This is a genomic window from Nitratireductor sp. CH_MIT9313-5, assembly GCF_037029545.1.
GTDB lineage: Bacteria > Pseudomonadota > Alphaproteobacteria > Rhizobiales > Rhizobiaceae > Chelativorans.
In genome coordinates this window covers 665435-691148 of record NZ_JAYMER010000014.1, presented here as the reverse complement: position 1 = coordinate 691148, position 25714 = coordinate 665435, and the positions used below count along the sequence as shown (strand labels likewise).

Sequence of the window (25714 nt, the reverse complement as noted above, 5' to 3'; positions counted from 1 at the left end):
GCTACCGACCCGCTTCCCATTCTTCCGCAGAGAGGCGGAAGAGGCGGTGGCGCTTCAGTTCCGGATGGCTGTCGGGCACCAATGGGTGGTCGAACGCCTGATCTGTCAGCTCCACCATGCCGATCCGCCGCATCACGGCCAGTGAAGCGTGGTTGTCGTGTACGGCATATGAAAAGATCTCGGACAGCTTCAAGCCATGAAAGGCAAATTCAAGCCATGCGCTTGCTGCTTCAGTCGCATAACCCTTGCCCCACGCTTCCGGCACCAGGCGCCAGCCGATCTCGTGACTTCCAGTGGGGAGGGACGGCAGGCCATTTACCTGCCGGATTCCGGTGAAACCGATCACCTCACGGCTGTCCCGGCACTCCATCGCCGCAAAACCGTAACCAAGCTCGCTTATCTCTTTGCTGAAGCGGTCCATGACGGCGTCGGCTTCGGCACGATTGCGCCGAAAGGGGAAGAACGTCATCACCTGATCGTCGCTGTTGATGCGATGGAACAGGTCGCGGTCGCTCTCCTGCCAGTTGCGTATGAGCAGGCGCTCGGTTTCGAGCAGGCTCATATGGTGAAATCCACGCGGCGGTAGCCCTGGAGATAGAGCAGGGCGGTCAGATCGCCGTGATCGATGCGGAATGGGGCGGCCTCGGCCACAGAAGGCTTGGCGTGAAGCGCCACGCCTGTCCCGGCAATCTGCAACATGTCCAGATCGTTTGCGCCGTCGCCAACAGCGATCACGTCTTGCGATGCAATACCGAGGCGTTGGGTCATTTCGGAAAGAGCCTGCGCTTTTGCGGCGCGACCCAAAATGGGTTCCTCGACCAGACCCGCAAGCTTGTCTCCGTCCTCGACAAGACGGTTTGCGCGATGCTCCTTGAAGCCCAATTTTGCGGCGATGGCACCCGTGAAGATGTCAAAGCCGCCAGATACGAGTGCCGTATGTGCGCCTGCGGCATTCATGGTGGCGACCAATTCGCGTCCACCTGAGGCGAGTGTGATGCGATTGGAGATGACGCTGTCTATAACCTTGCGATTGAGCCCCTTGAGCAGACCTACGCGCTCCCGCAGAGCCGGTTCGAAAGCGATCTCGCCGTTCATCGCGCGCGCCGTAATGGCAGCGACATGCTCCTTCAGCCCAACTTCTTCGGCCAGTTCGTCGATGCATTCCTGATCGATCATGGTGGAATCCATGTCGGCAATCAGCATCTTCTTGCGGCGGTTGGCAGCATCCTGAACGGCCACATCAATTGGATGACCGGCGAGCAGGTCGCGCAGTTCCGCCAGGATGGATTGCGCGTCGGCTGCTTCTTCAAGCTCGAGATCGCATGCAACATCCTCGCAAAGCCAGTTCACCTGCCTTGCATGAGTGGCATCAGACGCCTTATTCGCTAGGTCTGCCTTGAGCGCGGCCTGATTGGGATGCGAGATGAGGGTGGCGACGAGAGACATGGCAGGTTCCGGGAGTTTTAAGCGACGATGAAAGACGTGACCCTGATAGCGGGGCCAACGGCCAGCGGCAAGTCAGGCCTGGCGCTGCGGCTTGCCCGGGAAAATGGAGGGGTCATCGTCAATGCGGATTCCATGCAGGTTTATGGTGTTCTGTCATTGTTGACCGCACGTCCACAACCCGACGAACTGGCTCAAGCACAACATCGCCTCTACGGACACAGGGATCCGCGTGAAGCCTATTCGACCGGGGCATGGCTGCGGGAAGCCGAGGAGATCGTTCAAAGCGAGGGTCGCGACAGACCGCTGATCTTTGTAGGGGGAACCGGGCTGTATTTCCGCGCACTTTGCGAAGGGCTTTCGCCCATGCCGGACATCCCGTCCGAGATAAGAGAACGGTGGCGGCTGGCTCTGGCACGGGAAGGTGCTGAAGCATTGCATGAGAGGTTATTCACGCTTGATAGCGAAACCGCAGGGCGCCTGGAGCCGGGTGATGGCCAGCGGATTGTCCGTGCGCTCGAAGTTCTGCAGGCTTCGGGCAGGTCCATCGGATATTGGCAGGCGCAACGCGGCCAGGCCGTCATTGACGCTTCGTCGGTGCGCAAAATTGTGTTGGAGCCACCCAGAGGAGCGTTGCGCGAACGCATCTTCGAGCGTTTTACTTCCATGGTCAGGGAAGGCGCGATCGAGGAAGTGGAGGCCTTGCTCGCCCTCAATATTCCAAGCGATATGCCAGCCATGAAAGCGATAGGGGTGAGGGAAATTGCTGCCTATCTTGCAGGTCGTTCGACCCTGGAAGAAGCGGTGGAACGATCAGCAATCGCCACGAGCCAATATGCGAAGCGCCAGTCGACCTGGTTTCGGCGGCAGCTGCCGCCCGAATGGCGCGTTTACCGCAGTTTTGGGTCCGACGTTTACCCAGAGTAAATGCTGTGGAAAAAACTTCGGAAGGCGAACTGTTTTCGGTTCCGGATTAACCTCCCGTAAGGCGGAGCGTGAGACAACCACTGAAATAACGGGTTGGGCTACTCATGCGTTTCCATAAAGCGGAATCAGCTTTCTTCGTATTCATTGCGCTTGTGCTGGGCGCGGGTGCGCTTCTGTTCTTCGCCTATGGCATATTGCGGACCAATGCGAATGCGGTGCCGCCAATCGGTGATCCCGAGCAGCTCAGCGAGTTCGGCCGCCTGATCTTCACGACCGGTGTGCTTCTGGCGACAGCAACCGTATTCGGACTTTTCTTCATCTATCCGCTGATCCGCACCCAAGTCCGCGAAGAAGGCAAACTGCGCGCGATGACCCGCTCACTCAGTGAGCGGTCCGAATCGTTGGAACATGCCGCCCTTACGGACGGGCTGACGGGAACTCAGAACAGGCGCTTCTTTGACGGTGCGCTGCGCGAATATCTGCGCGAGTTCGGACGTATCGAGAAGCCTGTTGGGCTGATGGTGCTCGATCTGGATCATTTCAAGCAGGTGAATGACACGCACGGTCATGATGTAGGTGACGAGGTGCTGCGACAGGTTGCGGCGTGTCTGCGCGACATGACGCGTTATCATGATGTCGTGGCACGCCTGGGCGGCGAGGAATTCGCTATAGTCGCGCCCAATATGAACCAGCAGGCTCTGGTCAAGCTTGCGGAGCGCATTCGCACCGCAATTTCCAACCTCTCCATAGAGTCGGGCAATGTTCGCCTGCGCGTGACCACAAGTGTGGGTCTTGCCATCTGGGACGGCAAGGAGACGGCTGACGACTTTTATCGCCGTACCGACAAGATGCTCTACCAGGCAAAGCGCCTTGGGCGTAACCGCGTCTGCGCCTAACAGCCAGGTCTGTTTCCATTACCACGAATGAAATGAATCAGGCCCGGCAGTAGATGCCGGGCCTGGGTCATTTTGGATTTTCTTTGCTGGTTGCCTAGCGGCTGAAATAGCTGAAGCGTGGTGCGCCGTTTTGCAGGCCGCTGCCCTCGCTCATGACGGGAGCGGAGGCTGTTGCCTCGAAACTGCCACCTGCACCACCACGGCGCCCGGCTGTGCGAAGGCGATTGACGATGCCGACGAGATCGACCTCTTCGGGCTTTCCGTCCATGCTTTCCAGCTTTCGATCCTTAACGCCGGGCAGGAGAGACTGCGGCAGTTCCTGAAACTTCATGCGCATTGTGGTTGCGACGCCGTCACCGAAGGCGATCGCTTCACGCTGGCCCATGGAGGACAGGAAGGAGAGGGAAGAAGCGGAAGAGTCGGCAATTGCCGAACGGATGATCGCCTGATCCTGCTCGTTGGCGAGGCGCATTGCAAAGACCGTGGAGCACTGCGAGAGCACGGTCGGATCAAGGTCGCCGGGCCGCTGTGTGATAACGCCGAGGTAGCAGCCATATTTGCGGCCTTCCTTGGCAATACGTGCGAGGGCATGACGTGTCGGGGCAAAGCCAAGGCGACTGTCGGCCGGCATGTAGCGGTGCGCTTCCTCGCATAGCATCAACAGCTTCAGGCGACCTTCGCTCCATAATGCAAGATCAAACGCCAGCCGTGCGATGACGGAGCAGACCGAATTTACCACCTCGCCGGGAAGCCCCGACATTTCGAAGCAGGTTACGGGACGACCGTCTCCTGGAATGCGGAACAGATGCCCAATGGTCTGGTGGATCGTGTCCTCGATCAGCCGCGAGGAGAACATGAAGCGATAGCGCGGATCGTTGATGGCAGCTTCCAGACGAATGCGCAGCTGACGGTAATGCGGGCGCTCCACCTTCTGGTCGAGTTGCCCCATCCGGTCGTCAAGCTCGCGCAGCAGATCCGTCATCCGGTAGGGGATAGGCGTATCCGCGGTAATGTCGGATTTGTCGGTGGTACGGCGCAGTGAGCTAAGAGCCCCTGGATCGCGATAGTGGTGCTTGGCTTGCGTGATGAGATCACGCAGGAGCTCGACCTCCTCGTCCACTGCCTCGCGGCCACGAAAAATGACTTCGACAAACTCTTCCAGCCGGAAGAGCCAGAATGGAAGCTCCAGCGTGTTGGTGTCGATGCGCACGCTGTATTCGGGAAGCGCGGAGGCGAATTCGTTGTGCGGATCAAGGATCATGACGCGCAGGTCGGGACGGGTCTCCACCATCTTGCGCAGCAGAAGGGAGACAGCCGTGGATTTGCCGACGCCGGTCGTGCCAACCACCGCAAAGTGCCGGTTAAGCGTCTCGTCGACTGCCAGGCATGCATCGATGGAGTGATCCTGGGACAGGTTGCCTATGGCGACAGAGCGGCGGCCGCCGAGATCGTAGATGGCGCGCAGATCATGTGAACGGATGCGGTGGGCGATCGCACCAATATGCGGATAGTCGGTGATGCCGCGGTCGAAGCGGGCAGTGCCGCCTTCGTCACGCACTTCACCGATCAACTCCACGCAGATCATGATGGGGTTGTTGCTGTCTTCTTCCCAATGGCGCTCAGGACGCTCAATGGCATAGATGAGACCGACGGTCCGTGTGGTGCCCAGATTGATCGAGATCATCTTGCCCACGGTCCAGATGCTTCCCGTTTCGCCTGCGTCGCTGCCGACGGAAGCAGCGATTACTGCGCGGGCGCCATCACACTGAACAACGTGGCCCAGAACGCGCGATGACGGCTGGTCGTTGCGACGGCGCTCCTGTGATGTTGCTTCGCCCTGACTGGATGTCGCATCTAGATACATTTCATGCCCCTTTACCCCGTCGAGCCAGAATATCTGTGGCTGGGTTAAGGCAGCGTTTGCGCCTATGGTTGCCGAGCGATTAACGTGTGATATGGCAACGCAGCAGAAGCGGACAATGAGGGGGCATTTGTAGGTTGACCGGCGCAATTTTCGGTCTTATTGTCCGCGCCATGATGAAGAATATTCTTATCGTAGTAGGAACGCACATGGGCAGGGCGGCGTAGCCGCCGGGCGAGAGCCACTCATGTGCGAAAGACAGGCTCCCACCGGGGGCCTTTTTTATTGGCCAGACGACGACGCAATCAGGAAAAGACGGGATCGGAAGAAATGGATACGCGAGCGCCAAAAGCACAAGCCGCCGAAGCGGGCACCAGAGAGATGACAGGCGCGGAAATGGTCATCCAGGCGCTCAAGGACAACGGCGTCGAGCATATTTTCGGCTATCCGGGCGGCGCGGTCCTTCCCATCTATGACGAGCTTTTCCAGCAGGACGAAGTCCAGCATATCCTGGTTCGCCACGAGCAGGGGGCAGGGCATGCCGCTGAAGGATATGCACGTTCGACCGGCAAGGCCGGCGTCATGCTCGTCACTTCCGGTCCGGGTGCTACAAATGCGGTGACGCCGCTGCAGGATGCGCTTATGGACTCGATCCCGCTGGTCTGCATCACTGGTCAGGTGCCGACCACGCTCATCGGTTCCGATGCGTTTCAGGAATGCGACACGGTGGGCATTACCCGTCCCTGCACGAAGCATAATTGGCTGGTCCGTGACGTGAACGAGCTTTCCGCCGTGCTTCACGAGGCCTTCCATGTTGCACAGACCGGCCGTCCCGGTCCCGTTGTCGTTGATGTGCCCAAGGATGTGCAGTTCGCCACCGGTCTCTACACGCCGCCGCAGACGGCACCGCGCACGAGCTACCAGCCGCGTGTCCAGGGCGATCAGGAGAAGGTGCGTGAGGCCGTGGCGCTGATGGCATCCGCCAAACGTCCGGTGATCTATTCAGGCGGCGGCGTCATCAATGCGGGGCCGGAGGCAAGCCAGCTTCTGCGCGAACTCGTCGAGCTGACCGGTTTCCCGATCACCTCCACGCTGATGGGGCTTGGCTCCTATCCGGCTTCCGGTGACAACTGGCTGGGCATGCTGGGCATGCACGGCACCTATGAAGCCAATATGGCCATGCATGATTGTGACGTCATGCTGTGCATCGGTGCACGTTTTGATGACCGCATCACCGGGCGTCTCGATGCATTCTCGCCGGATTCGAAGAAGATCCACATCGATATCGATCCTTCCTCGATCAACAAGAATGTCCATGTCGATATTCCGATCATCGGAGATTGCGGGCAGGTCCTGGAGGATCTCGTGCGCTTGTGGCGGGCGGGCGCAAAAGCTGACAAGAAGGCGCTGCAGCCGTGGTGGGAGCAGATCGGGAAGTGGCGTGCGCGCAACTCGCTTGCCTACCAGCACAACAATGATGTCATCATGCCGCAATACGCAATCGAGCGGCTGAGTGCGCTGACCAAAGACCGTGATACCTACATCACCACCGAGGTGGGCCAGCACCAGATGTGGGCCGCACAGCATTTCGGTTTCGAGAAGCCGAACCACTGGATGACTTCAGGTGGCCTTGGGACGATGGGCTATGGCCTGCCGGCTGCACTGGGCGTGCAGGTTGCGCATCCGGATGCGCTGGTGATCGACATTGCAGGCGATGCTTCGGTCCTGATGACGATCCAGGAGATGAGTGCTGCAGTTCAGCACCGTGCTCCGATCAAGATCTTCATTCTGAACAACCAGTATATGGGCATGGTGCGCCAGTGGCAGCAATTGCTTCATGGCAACCGTCTGTCCCATTCCTACACCGAGGCGCTGCCAGACTTCGTGAAGCTGGCGGAAGCCTATGGAGCGCACGGCATACGCTGCGAGAAGCCGGGCGAATTGGATGATGCGATCCGCGAGATGATCGAGGTCGACAAGCCGGTCATTTTCGACTGCCGTGTCGCCAATCTCGCCAATTGCTTCCCGATGATCCCCTCCGGCAAGGCGCATAATGAGATGCTGCTGCCCGATGAAGCCACGGACGAGGCTGTTGCCAATGCAATTGACGCGGAAGGCCGTTCGCTGGTCTGAGATCGCGAAAACAGAGTCATTTGAATCGCTTGCGCGAATGAACTGAAAAAGAGATTCATCGAATGAATGCACAACTTCAGCCTACGGGTTCGGCCTACTTCATCACCAAGGAAACCGAGCGCGATGAGCGCCGCACACTTGCGGTGCTCGTGGACAATGAGCCCGGCGTGCTCGCCCGCGTGATCGGGCTTTTCTCCGGTCGCGGATACAATATTGATAGCCTCACCGTCTCGGAAACCGAGCATGAGAAGCATCTTTCACGCATCACCATTGTGACCCGCGGCACGCCGCATGTCCTGACACAGATCAAGCACCAGCTTGAACGTATCGTACCTGTGCACCGCGTGGTGGATCTGTCGGAGGTTGCCGAAGAGCGTGGTCACGACAGGGCAATGGAACGCGAACTCGCGCTGGTGAAAGTGCGCGGCAAGGGTGAACAGCGCGTGGAGGCGCTGCGTCTGGCGGATGCGTTCCGCGCGCAGGTGATCGATGCAAATACCGAACATTTCATTTTCGAGATCACCGGACGCGTATCGAAGATCGAGCAGTTCATCTCCATCATGACACCGCTCGGGCTCGTGGAAGTGTGCCGGACGGGTGCGGCTGCCATGAATCGTGGTCCAGAGGGCATGTGACGCCAGACTGCCTGAGGTTTTCCTTCTCAATTTACTTCGCCGGGTTATGCCCGGCAGGAATATTTCATGGAACTTGAAGTCGTTTCGGCTCTGCTGGTCTTTTCCTTCGTGTCTTCAGTAACGCCGGGGCCGAACAATTTCATGCTGCTTGCGTCCGGCGTGAACTTCGGCCTGCGCCGGACGCTGCCGCACATGGTTGGTATCGCCTTTGGCTTCTTCTCGCTGCTGCTTTCCATCGGCCTGGGCTTGGGAGCGCTTTTTTCCGCGTTTCCGCAGCTCCAGCTGGTCATGAAGATATGCGGCGGGACCTATCTCGTCTATCTCGCCTGGAAGATCGCAACCTCTCGCTCCATGGGAAAGAGCAATGATGAGACGGACCAGCCCATGACCTTCCTGCAGGCTGCCGCGTTCCAGTGGGTCAATCCGAAGGCGTGGGTGATGGGCATGACGGCCATGGCCATCTATTCGACAACTGCCGCGCCATATCTCTCTGTGTTGATTGTCGCTATGGGCTTCGTGACCATGGCAGTGCCAACTTTTTATATCTGGGCAGGCTTTGGTGTTGCTCTGCGCGGTTTCCTGTCGGACCCGGCGCGTCTGAAATGGTTCAATATCGCTATGGGTGTGGCGTTGGTTGTCACCCTCTGGCCGATGCTGCGCTAGATGCGGCTCTAACGTTTATCGTCCTCGTTTGCCGCGTCCAACGCCGTCGTCGAGCTGACCGCGCGTGAGACTTCGGTAAGCTGCCAGGCATCCTTGTCAGCAAGAAGTTTCGCATTCTCCTGAGAAATGGCCTCGTGTCGCTCGGGCACCACGACCGCCCTGATATAGCGGCCGGTCTGGCGAATTTGCACACGGTGGTTCGGGTTACGCTTCTGAAGGCGGTGTTTGATCTGTTTTGCCGTCTCGCTGATCTCGGCAGCATCGATCTTGCGCGGGGCGCCGTCCATCAGTTCGGCAAAGGCCGTGCGGGTATTGCGCAATCCGTCATTCAGGATGGAGAAGGAAATGATGCCGGCTGCCGCGGCGTCCGCCCACCAGAAGCCCAGTCCGATCCCGATTATGCCAACGATACCCGCAGCACCGGTCTGCCAGTCGGCCGCATTCATGTCTGCATCAGTGTAGAGAATTTTGTCGCGCAGCTTGCGCGCAAGCTTCTTCTTCTTTCGTCCGAGGATTACAGGAGGAATGACTGAGTAGAGCAAGGCTGCCATCATGAGCCAGCCGAGCCAAACCTCACGCCCGAACACGCGCACGCTCCCAATGCTGGGATGTTCGCGGTTCAAGAGGGTCATTGCCGCCTCGAACAGCAAGTAACCGCCCATAGCAGTGAGAGCCATGGCAGAGGCGAAGAAGCCGAGCGAACCTGCGCGGTGGAAACCATAGGGGTAGAATTCCGTAGGCGGTTTTCGTTCGACTGCAGTTGCCGCCAGGAAGAGGATTGGTGGCAGGAGGCTGAGCAGGTCTTCTGCCCATGCCGATTTCATCGCCTGGCTCGAACCCACGGCGAAGTACATGACAATGACGATCGAGCTGATAAATCCAAGCGTCCACCATTCAAGCCGGCGAGCGTGGTTCAAGGTATCGACAATGTCTTCGGGCAGTTGCTGATAGTGTTTCATGGACTTTCGCCTATGGCCCGATTGACCTCCAGAAGGAATGCGTTCTCACCCTTGCGCACTGCCAACACGGTCTTGTGACGCTTGTCGCCAATGATCGTATAGGCGAGGGGTCTGCTGAGGCCGATTTTATTGGAGAACGGCGTGGTCTGCGGGATAGCGCCGGCGAGCAGATGAACCTTCCCACTCTCCAGATCCGAAACTAGGCGGTGTGACTCTCCGCTTACCCACATGAGCCGTGCATCGAAATGCTGCGCAATCCGGTTGATGATCTCGGTCTCACGCGGGCCAGCCGTGTCGGCACCAAGAATACCAACCACCAGAACGGAACCGGAAACCTTCTGCGACGTCCCGTGCATGTCGGCGGGAAAAGAGCACGCGCTAAGCGTGACGAGGCTGAGAACAAGTGCGGCGAGCAGACCTGGAATGGTGGTTGGCTTCATGTGCAGGCAACGTGGAGGTTCTACAGCCGGTTCCATCGCTTGCATAACCAGCCCGAATCCTGTTCTTCGAAGTCATGGAATTTGCACCTCAGCAAGATGAAGCGCTTCAGGCCGTTGCGCGATGGTTGCGTGATGGCCAGAGCCAGGTCTTCAGGCTGTTCGGCTATGCCGGTACGGGCAAGACAACGCTCGCCCGCCATTTCGCCGAACATGTGGATGGTGAGGTGCAGTTTGCCGCCTTCACCGGAAAGGCCGCGCAGGTTCTGCGCTCGAAGGGGGCAACAAATGCCCGCACGATCCATTCCCTGATCTACCGCCCACGGGGCGAAGAACAGGTCGAAGATGAAACGACGGGGCGAACATCCATATCGCCAACCTTTTCGCTTAATCGCCAAAGTCCGGTGGCCAAGGCAGCACTTATCGTCATTGACGAGTGCTCGATGGTCGACGAGGCGCTGGGGCGTGATCTGCTGACATTCGGAACGCCCATTCTCGTTCTTGGTGATCCCGCCCAGCTTCCGCCCATTTCGGGTGGCGGCTTCTTTACGGAGCATGAGCCTGATTTTCTGCTCACCGAGATCCATCGTCAGGCGCGGGACAATCCCATTGTGCGGCTGGCACTCGATGTGCGCGAGGGGCGGGAATTCATGCATGGCAATTACGGCGCGGCTCAGGTGATCTCCAAGGCGCAGGTTGATCGGGAACTGGTGCTGGATGCCGACCAGGTGCTGGTTGGAACAAACAGAACGCGCCGGCGCTACAATGCCCGCCTCCGCGAGCTGAAGGGCTTCGATGCCGTCTATCCACAGGCGGGAGACAAGCTGGTATGCCTGCGCAACGATCCGGCTAAGGGACTGCTCAACGGCTCGCTTTGGAAGGTGATGACCTCCGCCAAGGAGACCATCAAACCGGGCATCAATCTGCTCGTTTCGCCTGAGGAGGATGATCCGGATCGCGGTGTCGCCAAGATCAAGCTGCTCAAGGCGCAGTTTGAGGATCCGGAAGCCGATATTCCGTGGCAGACCAAGAAGCGCTTTGATGACTTCGACTATGGCTATGCCTTGACCGTGCACAAGGCTCAGGGCTCGCAATGGGACAATGTGGTGCTGTTCGACGAAAGCTATGCCTTTCGCGATACGCGTCAGCGTTGGCTTTACACAGCCATTACCCGTGCTGCGGAGCGGTTGACCATCGTGCGCTGATCACTCGGTGATGATGGCAGCCTCGGGGTGGAACGCATGGGCGACGAAAGCGAATGTCACGTCGTGCGGGACATCTTCGCCGTTCTTCGTGACCCGCACCGTTCCTACGTCACGTCCCTGCGCGATGGCTGCGGTGTCCAAGGCTGATGCCACGCCAGCCTGGAAGGCGACCTCGTAACCGTCTTTCGAGAAGCCTGATTTGCGAACCATATCCAAGCTTACCACTATCGGCTGCCCATCCGTGCGGATGACCACGACCCGGCTCATTGCGGGGATGTTGTCCGGCAGGTCCCCTCGATAAAGGAAGGGGGCCGCGGCGGTGTCGTAACCCATATAGGGATTGCGCCCATAGTCACGGAAATTTCGGTCGTTCGGCACGAGCACCTTCGCATCGGGATTGGCTTTCGCGAATTCGCCAAATGCCACTATGCGGGAGGGTACCAGCCTCAGACGGCGACCGGTCAATGTGCCGGCAATAGCTTCGCCCGTGAACTGCTGCCACCAGCTCTCGGTCTGCCGGTCATACATGACGAGGTCGGAGTTGCGCAGCTTGCCGGTGGTGCCAAATTCGAGAACCTGCCCGTCCAGACGACGGTCGAACACCAGCGAAGCATTGCATAGAGGACAATAGGTGATGGCCACCGGTTGGCCGTAGAACTCGTCATTGACGATCTCGTGCCAGGTCAGAACGCTAAGAGGGTAGGCGCGGATCTCATCGCCGATCTGCAATCGGATTACTGGTTCACGCTCGGCGAGACCCTTTACGGTCGATGCTTTCTCGAAGCGCGGATCGTCGATTGAGGGGATGCCATCGCGCGGAGGGCCGCCGGAGAGAATTTCGCTCCACTCGACCGTGGTCCTGCTGAAGTCAGTCTTCCAGCCTTCACCGCGCCAGCGATCCGGATTGGCGCTGGCGGGAACAGATATCAGCATGAACGCAATGCCAAGGGCAATTGCTCTGGATCTCATAGCTCAGCCTCCCATTGACGGATCTATGGGAGCACTTTTCCGGGCTCACTGGCCAGTCACGATGCCGTGGCCTGCTACTCGATCGGCCGGGGCTCTGCTCCCAGCCATTTCCACGCATGTTCCTGTTCGTCGAGGTCGAAATGCTTCATGTCTATGGACAGAAAAGGCCTGAACAGCGCCAGGGTGGTCCCCATCCATGATGGGCCGCCGATAAGAGCGTATTTGCGCACATGTTTCAGCGCCTTGGTCTTGCCTGCGATTGTGCCTTCACGCAAAGCCGCGTTCCAGTCGAAGCCTTCGTAGTGGTGAATGAGCACAAGCAGGTCAATCTTCTCGTGCACGACATAGATGCCATCGAGAAGACCATAGAGATTTTCGATGTCGGCGGTCGTGATATGGCCGGTCACCTCGAAGGCAACGGCATCCTCGCGCGATGTCTCGATGCGCTTTACGTGTGGAGTCTCGTTGTTCAGCATCTTCTGCAGGCCATCTTCCAGCGGCTTGGGTTCCTGTACAGGAAGTAACGAGGACTGGCCCTCTCGCGTTCCGCGCCAAGCGCGTATAGGTTCGCCAGCGATCACTGTACGAGGACGTCATGGCTGCCACACTTTCCGTCAATTTGAACGCTGTCGCGATGCTGCGCAACAGGCGCGATCTGCCTTGGCCAAGTGTGACGGGGCTGGGACGAATTGCCCTGCAGGCAGGCGCGCAAGGGTTGACCGTTCACCCGCGACCGGACCAACGACATATTCGCTTCAGCGATCTACCTGAAATCCGTGCGTTGATTGATGACGAATTTCCGCATGCGGAGTTCAATATCGAAGGCTATCCGACGGATGATTTTATCGCTCTGGTTGAAAAGACGCAGCCCGAGCAGGTGACATTGGTTCCCGATGATCCCGCGCAGGCGACATCAGATCATGGCTGGAACTTCCACGCATCGCGCGAGCTTCTGGCGCCTGTCGTGAAGCGGCTGAAGAGGGGCGGCATGCGTGTATCGTTGTTCTGCGATCCCGATGCATCGGCGGAGGATCTAGCGGTCGCCCGTGAATTGGGCGCAGATCGTGTGGAAATTTATACCGGACCCTATGGTGGCTGCCATGATGATTCCTCGAAAGCAGCCAAACATCTGAAAGATATTGAAAAAGTTGGTGTAGCAGCCCGCTCTCTGGGGCTTGGGGTCAATGCAGGCCATGATTTGACGGTGGATAACCTTCCAGCTCTCGTGCGGGCTCTGCCCGATCTGGCGGAAGTTTCCATCGGTCATGGGCTGACCGCTGATGCGCTTGTGCACGGTATGGCCGGTACGGTCGAGCGCTTCCTCAAAGCGTTGGGCGGTGCGCAGGTCAAATGAAAAGTGGCGACACTGCAAAACGCAGTGCCGCCAATGTCTTGGGAGAAAAAGATTGGGGTAAATGCTGTCTTCAAAATAGTTGAGGAGGCCTCAAAGCACTATACTTAAGGTTGTAAACCCCAAATCTTAACAATTGGTTAACAGCGTGCACCGCTTGCAACAGAGGCGAGATTATTAGCTCGAAAATTTTTGATCCTCCTCTTGCCCTTGCGAACGACTCGTGTCAGAACCGTACCGTACGGTACTGTAAAGAGTGAGGCGGGCGAAGGTGCCTGAGAATACAAACCACAGCGATGAATTCACACCGCGGCAGCAGGCGGTCCTTGAATCCGCTCTCGGCCTTCTTGTGGCCGGGGGAGAGAAGGCACTGACGACTGCAGGTGTTGCGAGGGCAGCAAGCTGTTCCAAGGAAAGCCTCTACAAATGGTTCGGGGACCGCGAGGGCTTGCTTGCAGCGATGATCTCCTACCAGGCCAGCAAGGTGCGCACCTTCACCGATGACGGTGCAGCAATGGACGCGCAGCGCTACCGGGCCTATCTGCTCGCCTTCGCCAAGGATCTTCTGAACGTGCTCGCCGGCGACGTTTCGCTGGCGCTCAACCGGCTGGCCATCGGCCAGGCGAGCCAGGAGGGCAACAGCCTGGCGCAGCTTCTCATCGAGCGCGGCCGAAAGCGGATCGATCAGCGTGCAGGTGCACTTCTCGAAGCGGGCAAACGGCGCGGGCTGATCCATTATGACGATCGCGATGACACCTACCACGTCCTGTACGGACTGATCGTCCGCGACTTGCATGTGCGGATGCTGCTCGGTGACGCGGGTGCAAGGCAGCCGGAGCAGTTCGAAGAACTCGCAGAGGCTGCAGTGGCAAAGTTTTTCGCGCTTTATGCTGCGCGGGAAGAGGAGAGGGTGGCTGGCGTTTGAGCCTGTCGCCGGTGTGATTTCATCTCATTTTAGTTCAAGGAAGGAAACGAAATGCGAGTCTATTATGATCGCGACGCCGATCTCGGCCTGATCAAATCCAAGAAGGTCGCCATCATTGGCTATGGCAGCCAGGGTCGTGCTCATGCGCTCAATCTGAAGGATTCAGGCGCGAAGGACATCGTGGTCGCATTGCGCGCCGGTTCGGCGACCGCCAAGAAAGCCGAATCCGACGGCTTCAAGGTGATGACGGTTGCAGAAGCAGCAGCCTGGGCCGACTTGATGATGATGGCGACGCCCGATGAACTTCAGGCGGGCATCTACAACTCCGAAATCGCTCCGAATATCCGCGACGGCGCTGCGATTGCATTTGCTCACGGCCTCAATGTGCATTTCGGCCTGATCGAGCCGAAGAAGACCGTTGACGTCTTGATGGTTGCTCCGAAGGGGCCGGGCCACACGGTGCGCGGCGAATATGAGAAGGGCGGCGGCGTGCCCTGCCTGGTTGCTGTTCACCACGACGCGTCAGGCAATGCGCTTGATCTCGGCCTGTCCTATGCCTGCGGTGTGGGCGGTGGTCGTTCGGGCATCATCGAAACCACCTTCCGCGAAGAGTGCGAGACCGATCTGTTCGGTGAGCAGGTTGTTCTGTGCGGCGGCCTCGTCGAACTCATCCGCGCCGGCTTCGAAACGCTCGTTGAAGGTGGCTATGCGCCCGAAATGGCCTATTTCGAGTGCCTTCACGAAGTCAAGCTCATCGTCGACCTCATCTATGAGGGCGGTATCGCCAACATGAACTACTCCATCTCCAACACCGCTGAGTGGGGTGAGTATGTAACGGGTCCGCGCATCATCACTGCCGAGACCAAGGCGGAAATGAAGCGCGTTCTGCAAGACATCCAGTCTGGCCGCTTCACCACTGAGTGGATGCAGGAGTGGCATGCCGGTGCAGCCCGCTTCAAGGCCACCCGTCGCCTGAATGACGAACATCCGATTGAGGAAGTCGGCGAAAAGCTGCGCGGCATGATGCCGTGGATTTCCAAGAACAAGCTGGTCGACAAGGAAAAGAACTGATCATTCAGCGGCTTGCCTTGCACAGCTGACACGTTGATTCAGTCGTAACCTAGAACAAAAATGCCCGGTGCATGTGCTGCACCGGGCATTTGTCATTTGGGGATTTCGTGTCTTCAGCGAGGCCAGTATGGCGAGCGGCACTGACGACGCGGACCGTTGTAAGGCTGGAACGTGTTGTCCGATGCGCGGTAAGAGCGGTAGCGGTCATAGCACCAGTTGACGTGCGCGCGCGTCGCCCTCCCGCGCGGTGCCGGGCGTACATATCGCGGACGCGCATAATAGGGACGATCATAATAGGGGCGCCGATAGCCGGGCGTGCCGAACTCGAAATAGATGCCGGCGCGCGGGCGCGAATGGTGGCGGCGCCAGTGCTTGCGGTGATAGTGCCGCTTGGCGTGATGCTTCCTGTGCCGCTTATGATCCACCTTCTGAACCAAAGTTCCAGCACCTTCTGCTGCCGTGACCGGCTGCGAGACAGCGCCGAGAGCAGAAGCACTTGCTGGGGCCGCAGCCATGCCGATGCTCAGAATACTGGCGACGGCCATCGCGGAAAATATTGCTTTCATCGTTCATCTCCAATCTGCACGAGCGACGGCCCAAGCCCAAAACCGCCGGAGGATGCCGCAATCTTTCATATGCACCATGAATGGCGCATGAACACATTGGTTGCAGGTTAAGCCGTGTTTGGCGCGGTTTTGCGGCAGGTGAAGGGCAAAGCCGGTACGCCTTGTCTTTGGACGATCCAGCAGGCATAGCTGCTGAATGACCTTTCGCCTTGCTACCTTCAATGTCGAAAATCTGATGAACCGGTTCGACTTCTCCGGTTTCAAGAACGATATTCGGCAGGATCGCGCGCTTGCTCTCTACGATATCAAGACCGAAGAGCAATATCGTGCACTTGAGAGCGCTCGCATGGTTGCGCATACGGATGATGCGCGCCAGCTAACCGCGCTGGCGATAGCGGCAACACGAGCCGATATTATCTGCCTGCAGGAGGTCGACAATCTCGCCGCGCTAAAGGCCTTCGAATATGGCTATCTGTTCAAGATGATCGGTGAGGGGTATCGCGAGAAATATTGCAGCCAAGGCAACGATGGGCGCGGCATTGATGTTGCAATCATGATGCGCCGCGAGACCGCTGATGGCGAGCCGATCGAATTTGTCGGCATGACCAGCCACGCACATCTCACTTTTCGTGATCTTGATCTGCACAATGCGGCACTGGCGGAGCTCAACATTGAGCCGGATGAACGGATCTTCAGGCGCGACTGCCTGCAAGTGGATCTGAGGATTGGCGATCGCGATTTCAGCATTTTTGGCGCGCATTTCAAGGCAATGAGTCCGCCGCGTAACGGAATGGACGGTAGAACCGCGAGTATGCCGGTGCGCATCGCCGAGGCTCGCGCCATCCGCCACATCATCTCCAAGCGTTATGGCGCTCAGAATGCGCGCGACCATGACTGGGTCATCTGCGGCGATCTGAACGATTACCGCGAGAGGGTGGTCATCAGCGGCGACATGTTTGATGGCTACAGTTTCGAGCCCGTGCGGGAGAGTGAACCCAACAGCATCGATATCCTGACGGAAGATGGTTTCTGCGTGAATGTCGTTGAGCGACGTCCGGAGCTCGACCGCTGGACGCTCTATCACACGCGGGGCCCCGAGGAGCGGCATCTGTGTCAGCTTGATTACATGCTCCTCTCACCAGCATTGGCCGAGCGCTCGACCGGGCTGCCCGATATAGTTCGAGGCGGCCAGCCTTGGCGCACACCTTTTCCTCCTGGTCTGGAAGTCGAGCGCTATCCGCGTACCGGCTGGGATCGCCCGAAAGCATCGGACCATTGCCCGGTAGCCATGACGCTGGCACTGCCTTCGGACTGAGGCTGGTCTGAACATTGGAGTATTGCGATGACGTCACGTTCCTACGCCATCTACGATGTCTTTACCGACACGCCGCTCAGCGGAAATCCGCTTGCCGTCGTCTTCGATGGCGACGGGCTTGACGGTGGGCAGATGCAGCGCATTGCTGCCGAGTTCAACCTTTCGGAGACTGTGTTCGTGCAGCCGCCGGACAACCCTTTGCACACCGCACGCATCCGCATTTTTACGCCGCGCCATGAGTTGCCGTTTGCAGGCCACCCGACTGTCGGGACGGCGATAGCGCTGGCGAGGCGCAATGGCGCGTTGGGTGATGTCGCGCAATCCGCCATTGTCGTTCTGGAGGAGAATGTCGGCGCAGTACGTTGCGCCGTCAATTCGAGTGCCGCCGGTGTTTTTGCTGAGTTCGACCTGCCGCGACTGCCCGTGCAACTGGATGATGCTCCACCCGCAGAGGCAGTGGCGGCTGCGTTGGGTCTTTCTCATCACGAATTGGGTTTCGAGAACCACAAGCTCAGCCTGTGGTCGGCGGGCGTGCCCTTCGTGCTGGTTCCGGTAGCAGATCTGGGTGCTGCCGGTCGCGCACGTGCAAATGCAGTGCTTTGGGAGGAGTTGGCGCCATTTCACGATGGTGTCCGGGCGGAAGCCTATATTTATTGCCGTGAGACCGTTGGCCACGAGAATGCCTTCCACGCGCGCATGCTCGCCCCCTTGTCGGGAATTGACGAGGACCCGGCAACAGGTTCGGCGGCGGCGGCATTTGCCGGAGCGATCAACTCTTTCGATGCGCCCGTGGATGGCGCGCATCAGTTCTGGATAGAGCAGGGGCTTGAGATGGGACGCCCGTCGCATATCCGCCTGGAAATGGATATCAAGGGCGGGAATATCGAGGCTGCACGCATCGGAGGCGGTGCCGTGCAAATTGCTACCGGAACGCTTGATTTATGAGGGGTGTTGCCGCGCCCGTTGTGCCGTCGGCATTGATCCGGTGAAAAAAGTGAGGCTCGGCGAAAAACACTGTCATGAAGGGGTTGCACGAATCCGCCATACGGGATAATGACCCACTCACTCCGCCGCAACCATCGGCGGGCCTCGCAAGAGGAAACGGTCGGGTGATTAGCTCAGTTGGTAGAGCAGCTGACTCTTAATCAGCGGGTCGTAGGTTCGATCCCTACATCACCCACCACTATCTCCTTGATTTTATTATGTTTCTTGGGCTATTGTCTTCAGGCAAGGCCTGCGTGGGGCCACGCAGAAGCCGCTAGGTTTTTCAAGCCTTTGTCAACAATCTGAGCACGGGCATCATTCGGCAGCAAGATTCGGCCACCTGCCGCTGCAGCTTTCAATGCATGGAAAAAACGTACTATCGGAAGTCAGGGTCCACCTACACCGACCCGTGGCCTTGGATGCTCGTTTCAAGGCCACGCTTGCGGCTCGTGATATATGAGGTAGTTGATGTGTGCCGCGTAGCGGCAAGCCCTTGGGCTATCCAGTCTCAGAATGGTGCTGCAGCCAAGGCGGGGAGTGCCCGCCCACGAGCAGCCAAAAACACTTCGCCAACACCAATCAGAACAGGTTCGTCGTACCCCATCTCGCCAATGGCGGCTGACATATCATAAAGCGCGCCAGTCCACTGTCTCTGACCGGGGCGCGAAATTGCCTTGGCGATAACAACCGGCGTATCGGCGGGCAGCCCCCGATTGATCAGTGTCGAGGCGATTTCGCCTGCAGTCCGCCCACCCATGTAGAAGATCGTCGTCGTTTTTGGATCGGCGATCGACTTCCAATCGATGTCACGGGGCAGTTCTCCCTTGCGGCTGTGACCGGTGACAAAGCGCACCGACTGGGCGCAATCGCGGTGCGTAAGCGACACGCCGAGCGAGGATGCCATCGCCAGCGCGGAGGTGATACCCGGGACGACCGAGACGGGAACGCCCGCCGCCTCCAGCCGTGCGATCTCCTCTCCGGCACGACCAAAGATCATCGGATCGCCGCCCTTCAGCCGGACGACATGTTTGCCGGCTTTTGCCAGCGACACCATCATGTTGTTGATGTCGTCCTGGCGGCAGCTCTCGCGCCCGCCGCGCTTGCCGACCAGCATACGCTTGGCCTCCCGGCGCGCCAGTTCCAGCACGTCTTCGGAAACGAGATCGTCGAACAGTATCACGTCGGCGGCCTGCAGGGCGCGCACCGCCTTCAGCGTCAGCAATTCCGCATCACCCGGTCCGGCACCGACCAGCGTGACGCGTCCCTGATGCTGGCCCAGCCCGGCGACAATCGAGTCCGCCTCGCGCGTCAATTCGTCGATGGCGGCGGGGGGCGGAGCCGATCCAAAGGCTCGATCCGTGAAGCGTTCCCAGAAGGCGCGCCGCTGCTGTCCTGCCGCGAGCCTTTTCGTAACGGTGTCGCGAATGTCTCGGGCGATCCCTGCCCAGTCGGCCAAAGCCGGGGGGATCAGCGTCTCGATGCGACGGCGGATTGCCTGCCCGAGGATCGGCGCCGCGCCATCGGTCGAGATCGCAATAACGGCGGGGGAACGATTGACGATGGAACCGAACTGGAATTCGCAGAACGCCGGCTTGTCGATCACGTTCACGGGCACACCGGCTTCGCGTGCAGCCTCGAAGAAGTCTTCTGCCTCCTCGTCAGTCTCGGCATCGCAAATGGCAATAGCCGCGCCGGAGAACGTGTCGCGCGACCAGTCGTGATTGTGATGGATGACCGTTGCCGATTCCGCCAGCGCCAGAAGCGCGGCGTCAGCTTCGGCAGCGAAGACATGCACTTCGGCACCTGCCGCCGCAAGGAGTTCCGCCTTCCATGCAGCGGCGTCCGATCCTCCGGCCACGACCGCACGCTTACCCTTCAGCTTGAAGAAGACCGGCAACGCGGCGAGGTCGTCGATGTGCCGGGGATGACACGGCTCACTCCGAGGTGACGATACTATATTCATCGACGATCTCCCTGATTTCGGATTTGCAGGAACCGCAATTGGTGCCGGCGCAGGTCCGCTTGCCGACGGCATCGACAGTGGTGCAGCCAGTGCGAATGGCGGCGGCGATCTCCTTCGCGCCGACGCCGAAGCAGGAGCAGACGATGGCCCCCTTGTCGGGCATATCGGCGCCGGGGCGGCCGGCGACGAGGCGCCAGCGGGCGGCGAGATCACCATGTTCCGCCGCCAGTTGCCCGGCAGCCCAACTGCGGGAAACTCCGACCGGGTCGGGGGCGAGAAAGAGCGCGCCGACCAGCCGTTTACCTTTGGTTGCGGCGAGGCGCCGGTCGCCGGTCGCCTGGTCCTCGTAGGCGATCACTTCCCCTCCGATATTCGCGGGGAGACCGAACAGCCGCCGTGCATAAGCCTCGATGTCGTCCACCGCCTCGGCGTGGGCGAATTCCAGCTTCCAGCCCGCCGACAGCCTGGCCAGCGCCCAGTAGTCAGCGGGAGGTGTTGCCGGCGTTCCGGCTGACACGGCAAGGCCATAAACTGCGGCCGCGAAACGCCGGGGGCGAACCGCGACGTGTTTCGAAGCGGGCTGGCCGGAATGCGGGTCAGTGACCGGTGCAACCACGGCATCGATGCGGGCATTGGAGGCAAAGCGGTCGGTCCAGTGCATCGGCACGAAGACCGATCCCTGCCGCTGGCGCGGCGTGACCAGGGCGCGGACCAGGACGCGGCCGTGCGGGCTTTCGATTTCAGCGATATCGGCGTCAGCAATCCCAAGCGACGCGGCATCGGACGGATGCAGTTCGGCATAGGGTTCGCCTATATGGGCTGACAGGCGCTGGCTCTTTCCGGTGCGGGTCATGGTGTGCCAGTGATCGCGCACCCGTCCGGTGTTGAGGACGAACGGATACGCGTCGCTCACCCGTTTGGGCACCGCTGCCTCAACGGCGACAAAGCGCGCTTTGCGGTCCGGCGTGAAGTAGCCGCCATTGGCAAAGAAACGGGTAGAGATCGGCGTCACGCCGCGCGGCTGCGGCCACTGGAACGGCTTAAGCCGGTCATAGGCTTCCGCGTCGATATCTGAGTGTGAACCGATATCGAGGTCGCGGCTGCCGGCATTTTCGAAGCCGGTCATCGCCGCATATTCGACATATATCGCGGCCGGACCAGACCATGAAAACGCCCAGGCATGGCCCAAGCGCTTGCCGATCTCGGCCATCTGCCACCAGTCGGGCCGCGCCTCGCCGGGCAGGGGCAGGAAGGGGCGCTGGCGCGAAATTCGGCGTTCGGAGTTGGTGACCGTGCCGTCCTTTTCCCCCCAGGCCGCGGACGGCAGCAGCACGTCGGCATGGCGGGTCGTGTCAGTCTCGGCGTTGACGTCGGAAACTACGACGAAGGGGCAGGTGTCCAGCGCGGCGCGCACCGCGTTGGCGTCGGGCATGGAGTCGACCGGGTTAGTCGCCATAATCCAGAGAGCCTTGATGCGCCCGTCGGCAACTGCCTTGAACAGGTCGACGGCCTTCAGGCCTGGCTTCTGCGGGATCGCAGGCGCATTCCAGAAGCGCTGCGCGATGTCGCGGTGGCAGGCATTCTCAAGATCGAGATGGGCTGCGAGCATGTTGGCAAGACCGCCGACCTCGCGGCCACCCATGGCGTTGGGCTGGCCGGTGACCGAGAACGGCCCCATGCCGGGCCGGCCGATGCGACCGGTGGCCAGGTGGCAATTGATGATCGCGTTCACCTTGTCGGTGCCGATCGACGACTGGTTGACGCCCTGGCTGTAAACCGTGACGGTTTTTTCCGTTTTCGCGAACAGTGCATAGAATAAAAGCAATTGGTCGCGATCCAGGCCAGTCGCGCTCTCGATCTCGTGGAAGGTCAAGGTATTGGCGGCGTCGAGGGCCTTCGCGAACCCGCTCGTATGCTTGGCGATGTAATCCGCGTCGATCGCGCCGCTTTTCGCCAGATGCGCCAGCAGGCCGGCAAATAGTGAGGTATCGCCATCGGGGGCGATGGCAAGATGCATATCCGCGATGTCGGCGGTCATGGTTCGGCGCGGATCTATCAGCACGACCTTCATTTCGGGGCGCTTGGCTTTTGCGGCTGCGATGCGTTGGTAGAGAACCGGGTGGCACCAGGCGAGATTTGTGCCGGTCAAAACGATCAGGTCGGCAAGTTCGAGATCCTCGTAGATGCCGGGCACCGTGTCCGTGCCGAAAGCGCGGCGGTGACCTGCGACGGAGGAGGCCATGCAGAGCCGCGAATTGGTGTCGATATTGGCCGAACCGATGAAGCCCTTCATCAGCTTGTTGGCGACGTAATAATCCTCGGTAAGAATCTGGCCGGAGACATAGAAGGCGACGCTGTGCGGACCGTGGTCACGAATGGCATCGGAAAAGCGTGCCGCGACAAGATCGAGCGCCTCTTCCCAACCCGCCGTCTTTCCGCCGATCCGCGGATGCAACAAGCGACCGTTTAGGTCGACGGTCTCGCCGAGCGCAGACCCCTTGGAGCAGAGCCGGCCCAAGTTCGCCGGATGCTCCTTGTCCCCCTTGACCGTGAGGGGACCATCGTCGCTGCGCGAGACGATGACGCCGCAGCCCACACCGCAATAAGGACAGGTCGTGCGAACGGCCTCGACCATCACTTGATACCGATCGCGAGCAGGATCGTATCGCCGTCGAATTTCACGGGGAATGACGGTGTGCTGCCTTCATCGGCACCCTGCGCTTCGCCGGTTTCCAGCGAGATCACCCAGTTGTGCAGCGGACAGGTCACGCAGCCGTCATGGACGATGCCCTGGCTCAGCGGGCCTTGTCTGTGCGGGCACTTGTCCTCCAGCGCGAAAACCTTGTCGTCGACGGTACGGAAGACGGCGATGGTCATCTCGCCGTTCTTCACGCAACGCGCGCCGCGACGCGGAATGTCGTTCAACGTGCCGATAGCGACCCAGTTCTGAATCAACGCATTCATTCCGCTGCCTCCAGCTTGACAGTCGCCATGGGATTGAACTCGTGCTTGTCCTTGCCGGACACGCGCTCCGACCAGGGATCGACCTGGGCGAATTTCTGCGAGAAGACGAAGCGGTCAAAATAGGCTTTGCGCTTCTCGGGATTGTCGAGGATCTGGCGGCGCACCTCGTCAAGGCCGATGCGCTTGGCCCATTTGTAGATGCGTTCGAGGTAGCGGCCCTGCTCGCGATACATCTGGGTGAGCGCCACGATGTGCTCGAGCGCCTCGTCCTCCGACTTTACGAGGCCGAGTACCTCGGTGCCCTTGATGTCGAGGCCCGCGGCGCCGGCAAAATGGATCTCGAACCCGGAGTCGACGCAGATGACGCCGATATCCTTGCAGGTCGCCTCGGCGCAGTTGCGCGGGCAGCCCGAGACCGCCATCTTCACCTTAGCCGGGGTCCAGGAACCCCACATGAATTTCTCGATGCGGATACCGAGGCCGGTGGAATCCTGCGTGCCGAAGCGGCACCAGTCGGAGCCGACACAGGTCTTTACGGTGCGAAGGCCCTTGGCATAGGCCTGCCCTGAAACGAAGCCGGCCTTGCCGAGGTCGGCCCAGACAGCGGGAAGGTCCTCCTTCCTGATGCCCAGCATGTCGATACGCTGGCCGCCGGTGACTTTTACCGCCGGGATGTTGAACTTGTCCACGACATCGGCGATCGCGCGCAATTCGGACGACGACGTCATGCCGCCCCACATGCGCGGAACGACGGAGTATGTGCCGTCCTTCTGAATGTTTGCGTGGACGCGTTCGTTGACGAAACGCGACTGGTAGTCGTCGGCGTATTCATCCGGCCAGTCGCAGACGAGGTAATAGTTCAACGCCGGGCGGCATTTGGCGCAGCCGCAGGAGGTCTTCCACTCCAGTTCCTGCATGACAGCCGGAATGGACTTGAGAACTTTGGCCTTGATCAGCCGGCGCACGTCGTCGTGGCCGAGATCGGTGCAAGCGCACATCGGTTGGATGGCGCCGGGGTTGTAGCTGTCGCCCAAGGTGAGAGCCATCAACTGCTCGACGAGCCCGGTGCAGGTTCCGCACGAATTGGATGCCTTGGTGTGGGCGCGCACATCATCGAGCGAGGCCAGGCCTTTCTCGCTGATTGTTGTGAGGATCTTGCCCTTGCAAACGCCGTTGCAGCCGCAGATTTCCGCATCATCCGGCAAGGCTGCAACGGCCGCCATAGGGTCCAGGGGGGCGCCCCCCTGGTAGGCCTGGCCGAAGATGAGAGTGTCGCGCATGTCGGAGACATCTGCGCCTTTCTTGAGAAGGTCGAAAAACCACGGGCCGTCCGCCGTCTCGCCATAAAGGACAGCGCCGATGATGCGATTGTCTTTCAGCACGAGGCGCTTGTAGATGCCGGCGGTAGCGTCTCGCAGGACGATTTCCTGCCGGTCGTCGCCCTCCGCGAAATCGCCTGCGGAATAGAGATCGATGCCGGTGACCTTGAGTTTGGTCGCCGTGACCGAGCCTGAATATTCGGAGGCACCGCCTATAAGCCGATCGGCGATTACCGAGGCCATTTCGTAGAGAGGCGCAACGAGGCCGTAGCACATGCCGCGATGCTCCACGCACTCTCCGAGCGCGAAGATGTCGGGATCGGAGGTCAGCATGTCATCGCCAACTTTCACGCCGCGCCCAGTGTCGAGGCCGGCGGCTTTCGCCAGATCCGTCGAGGGCCGGATGCCAACCGCCATAACGACGATCGAGGCCTCGATCTCGGTGCCGTCATCGAGACGAATGCCGGTGACCTTGCCGTCCTTGCCAAGGATCTCGTGCGTGTTTGCCTTGGTGATGACGTCAATGCCACGATCAGTGAAGGCCTTCTGCAACAGGTAGCCCGCCGCCTGGTCGAGCTGGCGCTCCATCAAGGTTGGCATCAAATGAAGAACCGTAACGTCCATGCCCTGCATCTTCAGTCCAGCCGCTGCTTCCAGGCCGAGCAGACCGCCGCCGATCACGACGGCCCTGCCGCCATTCTTCGCTGCAACGAGCATCGCCTCGACGTCATCGAGATCGCGATAGGTGAGAACACCTTCGAGATCATGGCCGGGAACCGGGATGATGAAGGGGCTGGAGCCGGTGGCGATCACCAGCTTGTCGTAAGGCGCGGTGAGGCCGTTCTCCGAGGTGACAGTTTTCGCGTCACGGTCTATGGCCGTAATCCGCGATGACTTGTGCAGCGTGATGCCGCGTTCGCCATACCAGGCATCGTCATGGGTGATGATGTCCTCGTAGGCTTTCTCGCCAGACAGAACGGGCGACAGCATCAGCCGGTTATAGTTGACGCGCGGTTCGGCGTTGAAGACGATCACGTCGTAGGCGTCAGGCGCTTTCTCGAAGAGGTCTTCGAGCATACGGCCCGGTGCCATGCCATTGCCGATGACGACAAGTTTCTGCTTGCTCAT

General features: G+C 59.7%; 23 protein-coding genes and 1 tRNA gene. 12 read left to right on the top strand and 12 right to left on the bottom strand.

All coding sequences use genetic code 11. From position 1 onward, the window contains the following. Position 1: 1 nt before the first annotated feature. Entirely contained in the window at positions 2–562 is a 561-nt protein-coding gene (locus WA367_RS10850; RefSeq protein WP_336056755.1) for a GNAT family N-acetyltransferase, read from the bottom strand. Next, positions 559–1446, bottom strand: coding sequence for a phosphoserine phosphatase SerB (serB, locus tag WA367_RS10845; protein WP_336056754.1), 888 nt, complete (start codon positions 1444–1446; stop codon positions 559–561). Before serB ends, WA367_RS10850 begins: the two co-directional genes overlap by 4 nt. 27 nt (positions 1447–1473) lie before the next feature. Here serB and miaA point away from each other — a divergent pair, with 27 nt between their 5' ends. Together miaA and WA367_RS10835 are read left to right on the top strand one after the other, a co-directional pair. Further along, positions 1474–2370, top strand: coding sequence for a tRNA (adenosine(37)-N6)-dimethylallyltransferase MiaA (gene miaA, locus WA367_RS10840; RefSeq protein WP_336056753.1), 897 nt, complete (start codon positions 1474–1476; stop codon positions 2368–2370). A 104-nt stretch (positions 2371–2474) separates the two neighbouring features. After that, the gene (locus WA367_RS10835; RefSeq protein WP_336056752.1) at positions 2475–3266 is read left to right on the top strand and encodes a GGDEF domain-containing protein; all 792 of its coding nucleotides are present in this window, start codon (positions 2475–2477) and stop codon (positions 3264–3266) included. Between the two features lie 94 nt (positions 3267–3360). Here WA367_RS10835 and WA367_RS10830 read toward each other — a convergent pair whose 3' ends face one another. Beyond that, the gene (locus WA367_RS10830; protein WP_336056751.1) at positions 3361–5130 is read right to left on the bottom strand and encodes an ATP-binding protein; all 1770 of its coding nucleotides are present in this window, start codon (positions 5128–5130) and stop codon (positions 3361–3363) included. Between the two features lie 327 nt (positions 5131–5457). Between WA367_RS10830 and WA367_RS10825 the strand changes: the two genes are divergently transcribed. The 3 genes from WA367_RS10825 to WA367_RS10815 all read left to right on the top strand — a co-directional run bounded on the left by WA367_RS10825 (position 5458) and on the right by WA367_RS10815 (position 8558). Further along, complete coding sequence (locus WA367_RS10825) at positions 5458–7260, top strand: acetolactate synthase 3 large subunit (RefSeq protein ID WP_336056750.1); 1803 nt, start codon at positions 5458–5460, stop codon at positions 7258–7260. Positions 7261–7322: 62 nt separating this feature from the next. Further along, a complete protein-coding gene (gene ilvN / locus WA367_RS10820; RefSeq protein WP_036479904.1) occupies positions 7323–7895 on the top strand; it encodes an acetolactate synthase small subunit in 573 nt (190 codons plus the stop codon). 66 nt (positions 7896–7961) lie between these two features. Further along, positions 7962–8558 (top strand): LysE family translocator, encoded by a 597-nt coding sequence (locus WA367_RS10815; RefSeq protein ID WP_336056749.1) that lies wholly within the window; start codon positions 7962–7964, stop codon positions 8556–8558. An 8-nt stretch (positions 8559–8566) separates the two neighbouring features. Here WA367_RS10815 and WA367_RS10810 read toward each other — a convergent pair whose 3' ends face one another. Beyond that, on the bottom strand, positions 8567–9517 hold the full coding sequence (locus tag WA367_RS10810; protein ID WP_336056748.1) for a cation diffusion facilitator family transporter: 951 nt from the start codon (positions 9515–9517) through the stop codon (positions 8567–8569). Then, on the bottom strand, positions 9514–9957 hold the full coding sequence (locus WA367_RS10805) for a hypothetical protein (RefSeq protein WP_336056747.1): 444 nt from the start codon (positions 9955–9957) through the stop codon (positions 9514–9516). Before WA367_RS10805 ends, WA367_RS10810 begins: the two co-directional genes overlap by 4 nt. A gap of 74 nt (positions 9958–10031) precedes the next feature. On the opposite strand from WA367_RS10805, the gene WA367_RS10800 reads away from it, so the two are divergent. Further along, complete coding sequence (locus WA367_RS10800; protein ID WP_336056746.1) at positions 10032–11159, top strand: ATP-dependent DNA helicase; 1128 nt, start codon at positions 10032–10034, stop codon at positions 11157–11159. On the opposite strand, the gene WA367_RS10795 is transcribed toward WA367_RS10800, so the two are convergent. Next, positions 11160–12128: a DUF3179 domain-containing protein gene (locus WA367_RS10795; RefSeq protein WP_336056745.1), complete on the bottom strand. Its 969-nt coding sequence runs from the start codon at positions 12126–12128 to the stop codon at positions 11160–11162. It abuts the gene before it with no gap. A gap of 74 nt (positions 12129–12202) precedes the next feature. Continuing rightward, a complete protein-coding gene (locus WA367_RS10790; RefSeq protein WP_336056744.1) occupies positions 12203–12604 on the bottom strand; it encodes an STAS/SEC14 domain-containing protein in 402 nt (133 codons plus the stop codon). Between the two features lie 119 nt (positions 12605–12723). Here WA367_RS10790 and WA367_RS10785 point away from each other — a divergent pair, with 119 nt between their 5' ends. The 3 genes from WA367_RS10785 to ilvC all read left to right on the top strand — a co-directional run bounded on the left by WA367_RS10785 (position 12724) and on the right by ilvC (position 15475). Further along, a complete protein-coding gene (locus tag WA367_RS10785) occupies positions 12724–13482 on the top strand; it encodes a pyridoxine 5'-phosphate synthase (RefSeq protein WP_336056743.1) in 759 nt (252 codons plus the stop codon). 268 nt (positions 13483–13750) lie between these two features. Further along, complete coding sequence (locus WA367_RS10780) at positions 13751–14404, top strand: TetR/AcrR family transcriptional regulator (RefSeq protein WP_336056742.1); 654 nt, start codon at positions 13751–13753, stop codon at positions 14402–14404. Positions 14405–14455: 51 nt separating this feature from the next. After that, the gene (ilvC, locus tag WA367_RS10775; protein WP_336056741.1) at positions 14456–15475 is read left to right on the top strand and encodes a ketol-acid reductoisomerase; all 1020 of its coding nucleotides are present in this window, start codon (positions 14456–14458) and stop codon (positions 15473–15475) included. Positions 15476–15588: 113 nt separating this feature from the next. Here ilvC and WA367_RS10770 read toward each other — a convergent pair whose 3' ends face one another. Next, positions 15589–16041: a BA14K family protein gene (locus WA367_RS10770; protein ID WP_336056740.1), complete on the bottom strand. Its 453-nt coding sequence runs from the start codon at positions 16039–16041 to the stop codon at positions 15589–15591. A gap of 196 nt (positions 16042–16237) precedes the next feature. Between WA367_RS10770 and WA367_RS10765 the strand changes: the two genes are divergently transcribed. The 3 genes from WA367_RS10765 to WA367_RS10755 all read left to right on the top strand — a co-directional run bounded on the left by WA367_RS10765 (position 16238) and on the right by WA367_RS10755 (position 18539). Continuing rightward, positions 16238–17356 (top strand): endonuclease/exonuclease/phosphatase family protein, encoded by a 1119-nt coding sequence (locus tag WA367_RS10765; protein WP_336056739.1) that lies wholly within the window; start codon positions 16238–16240, stop codon positions 17354–17356. A gap of 27 nt (positions 17357–17383) precedes the next feature. After that, complete coding sequence (locus tag WA367_RS10760; RefSeq protein WP_336056738.1) at positions 17384–18301, top strand: PhzF family phenazine biosynthesis protein; 918 nt, start codon at positions 17384–17386, stop codon at positions 18299–18301. A 162-nt stretch (positions 18302–18463) separates the two neighbouring features. Further along, positions 18464–18539, top strand: a tRNA-Lys gene (locus WA367_RS10755). A 309-nt stretch (positions 18540–18848) separates the two neighbouring features. On the opposite strand, the gene cysG is transcribed toward WA367_RS10755, so the two are convergent. The 4 genes from cysG to nirB are packed head-to-tail and all read right to left on the bottom strand — an operon-like array spanning position 18849 to position 25714. Continuing rightward, a complete protein-coding gene (gene cysG, locus WA367_RS10750; RefSeq protein ID WP_336056737.1) occupies positions 18849–20303 on the bottom strand; it encodes a siroheme synthase CysG in 1455 nt (484 codons plus the stop codon). Further along, positions 20275–22938: a nitrate reductase gene (locus WA367_RS10745; RefSeq protein ID WP_336056736.1), complete on the bottom strand. Its 2664-nt coding sequence runs from the start codon at positions 22936–22938 to the stop codon at positions 20275–20277. Before WA367_RS10745 ends, cysG begins: the two co-directional genes overlap by 29 nt. Next, a complete protein-coding gene (gene nirD / locus WA367_RS10740) occupies positions 22938–23267 on the bottom strand; it encodes a nitrite reductase small subunit NirD (protein ID WP_336056735.1) in 330 nt (109 codons plus the stop codon). Before nirD ends, WA367_RS10745 begins: the two co-directional genes overlap by 1 nt. Then, positions 23264–25714 (bottom strand): nitrite reductase large subunit NirB, encoded by a 2451-nt coding sequence (nirB, locus tag WA367_RS10735; RefSeq protein ID WP_336056734.1) that lies wholly within the window; start codon positions 25712–25714, stop codon positions 23264–23266. Before nirB ends, nirD begins: the two co-directional genes overlap by 4 nt.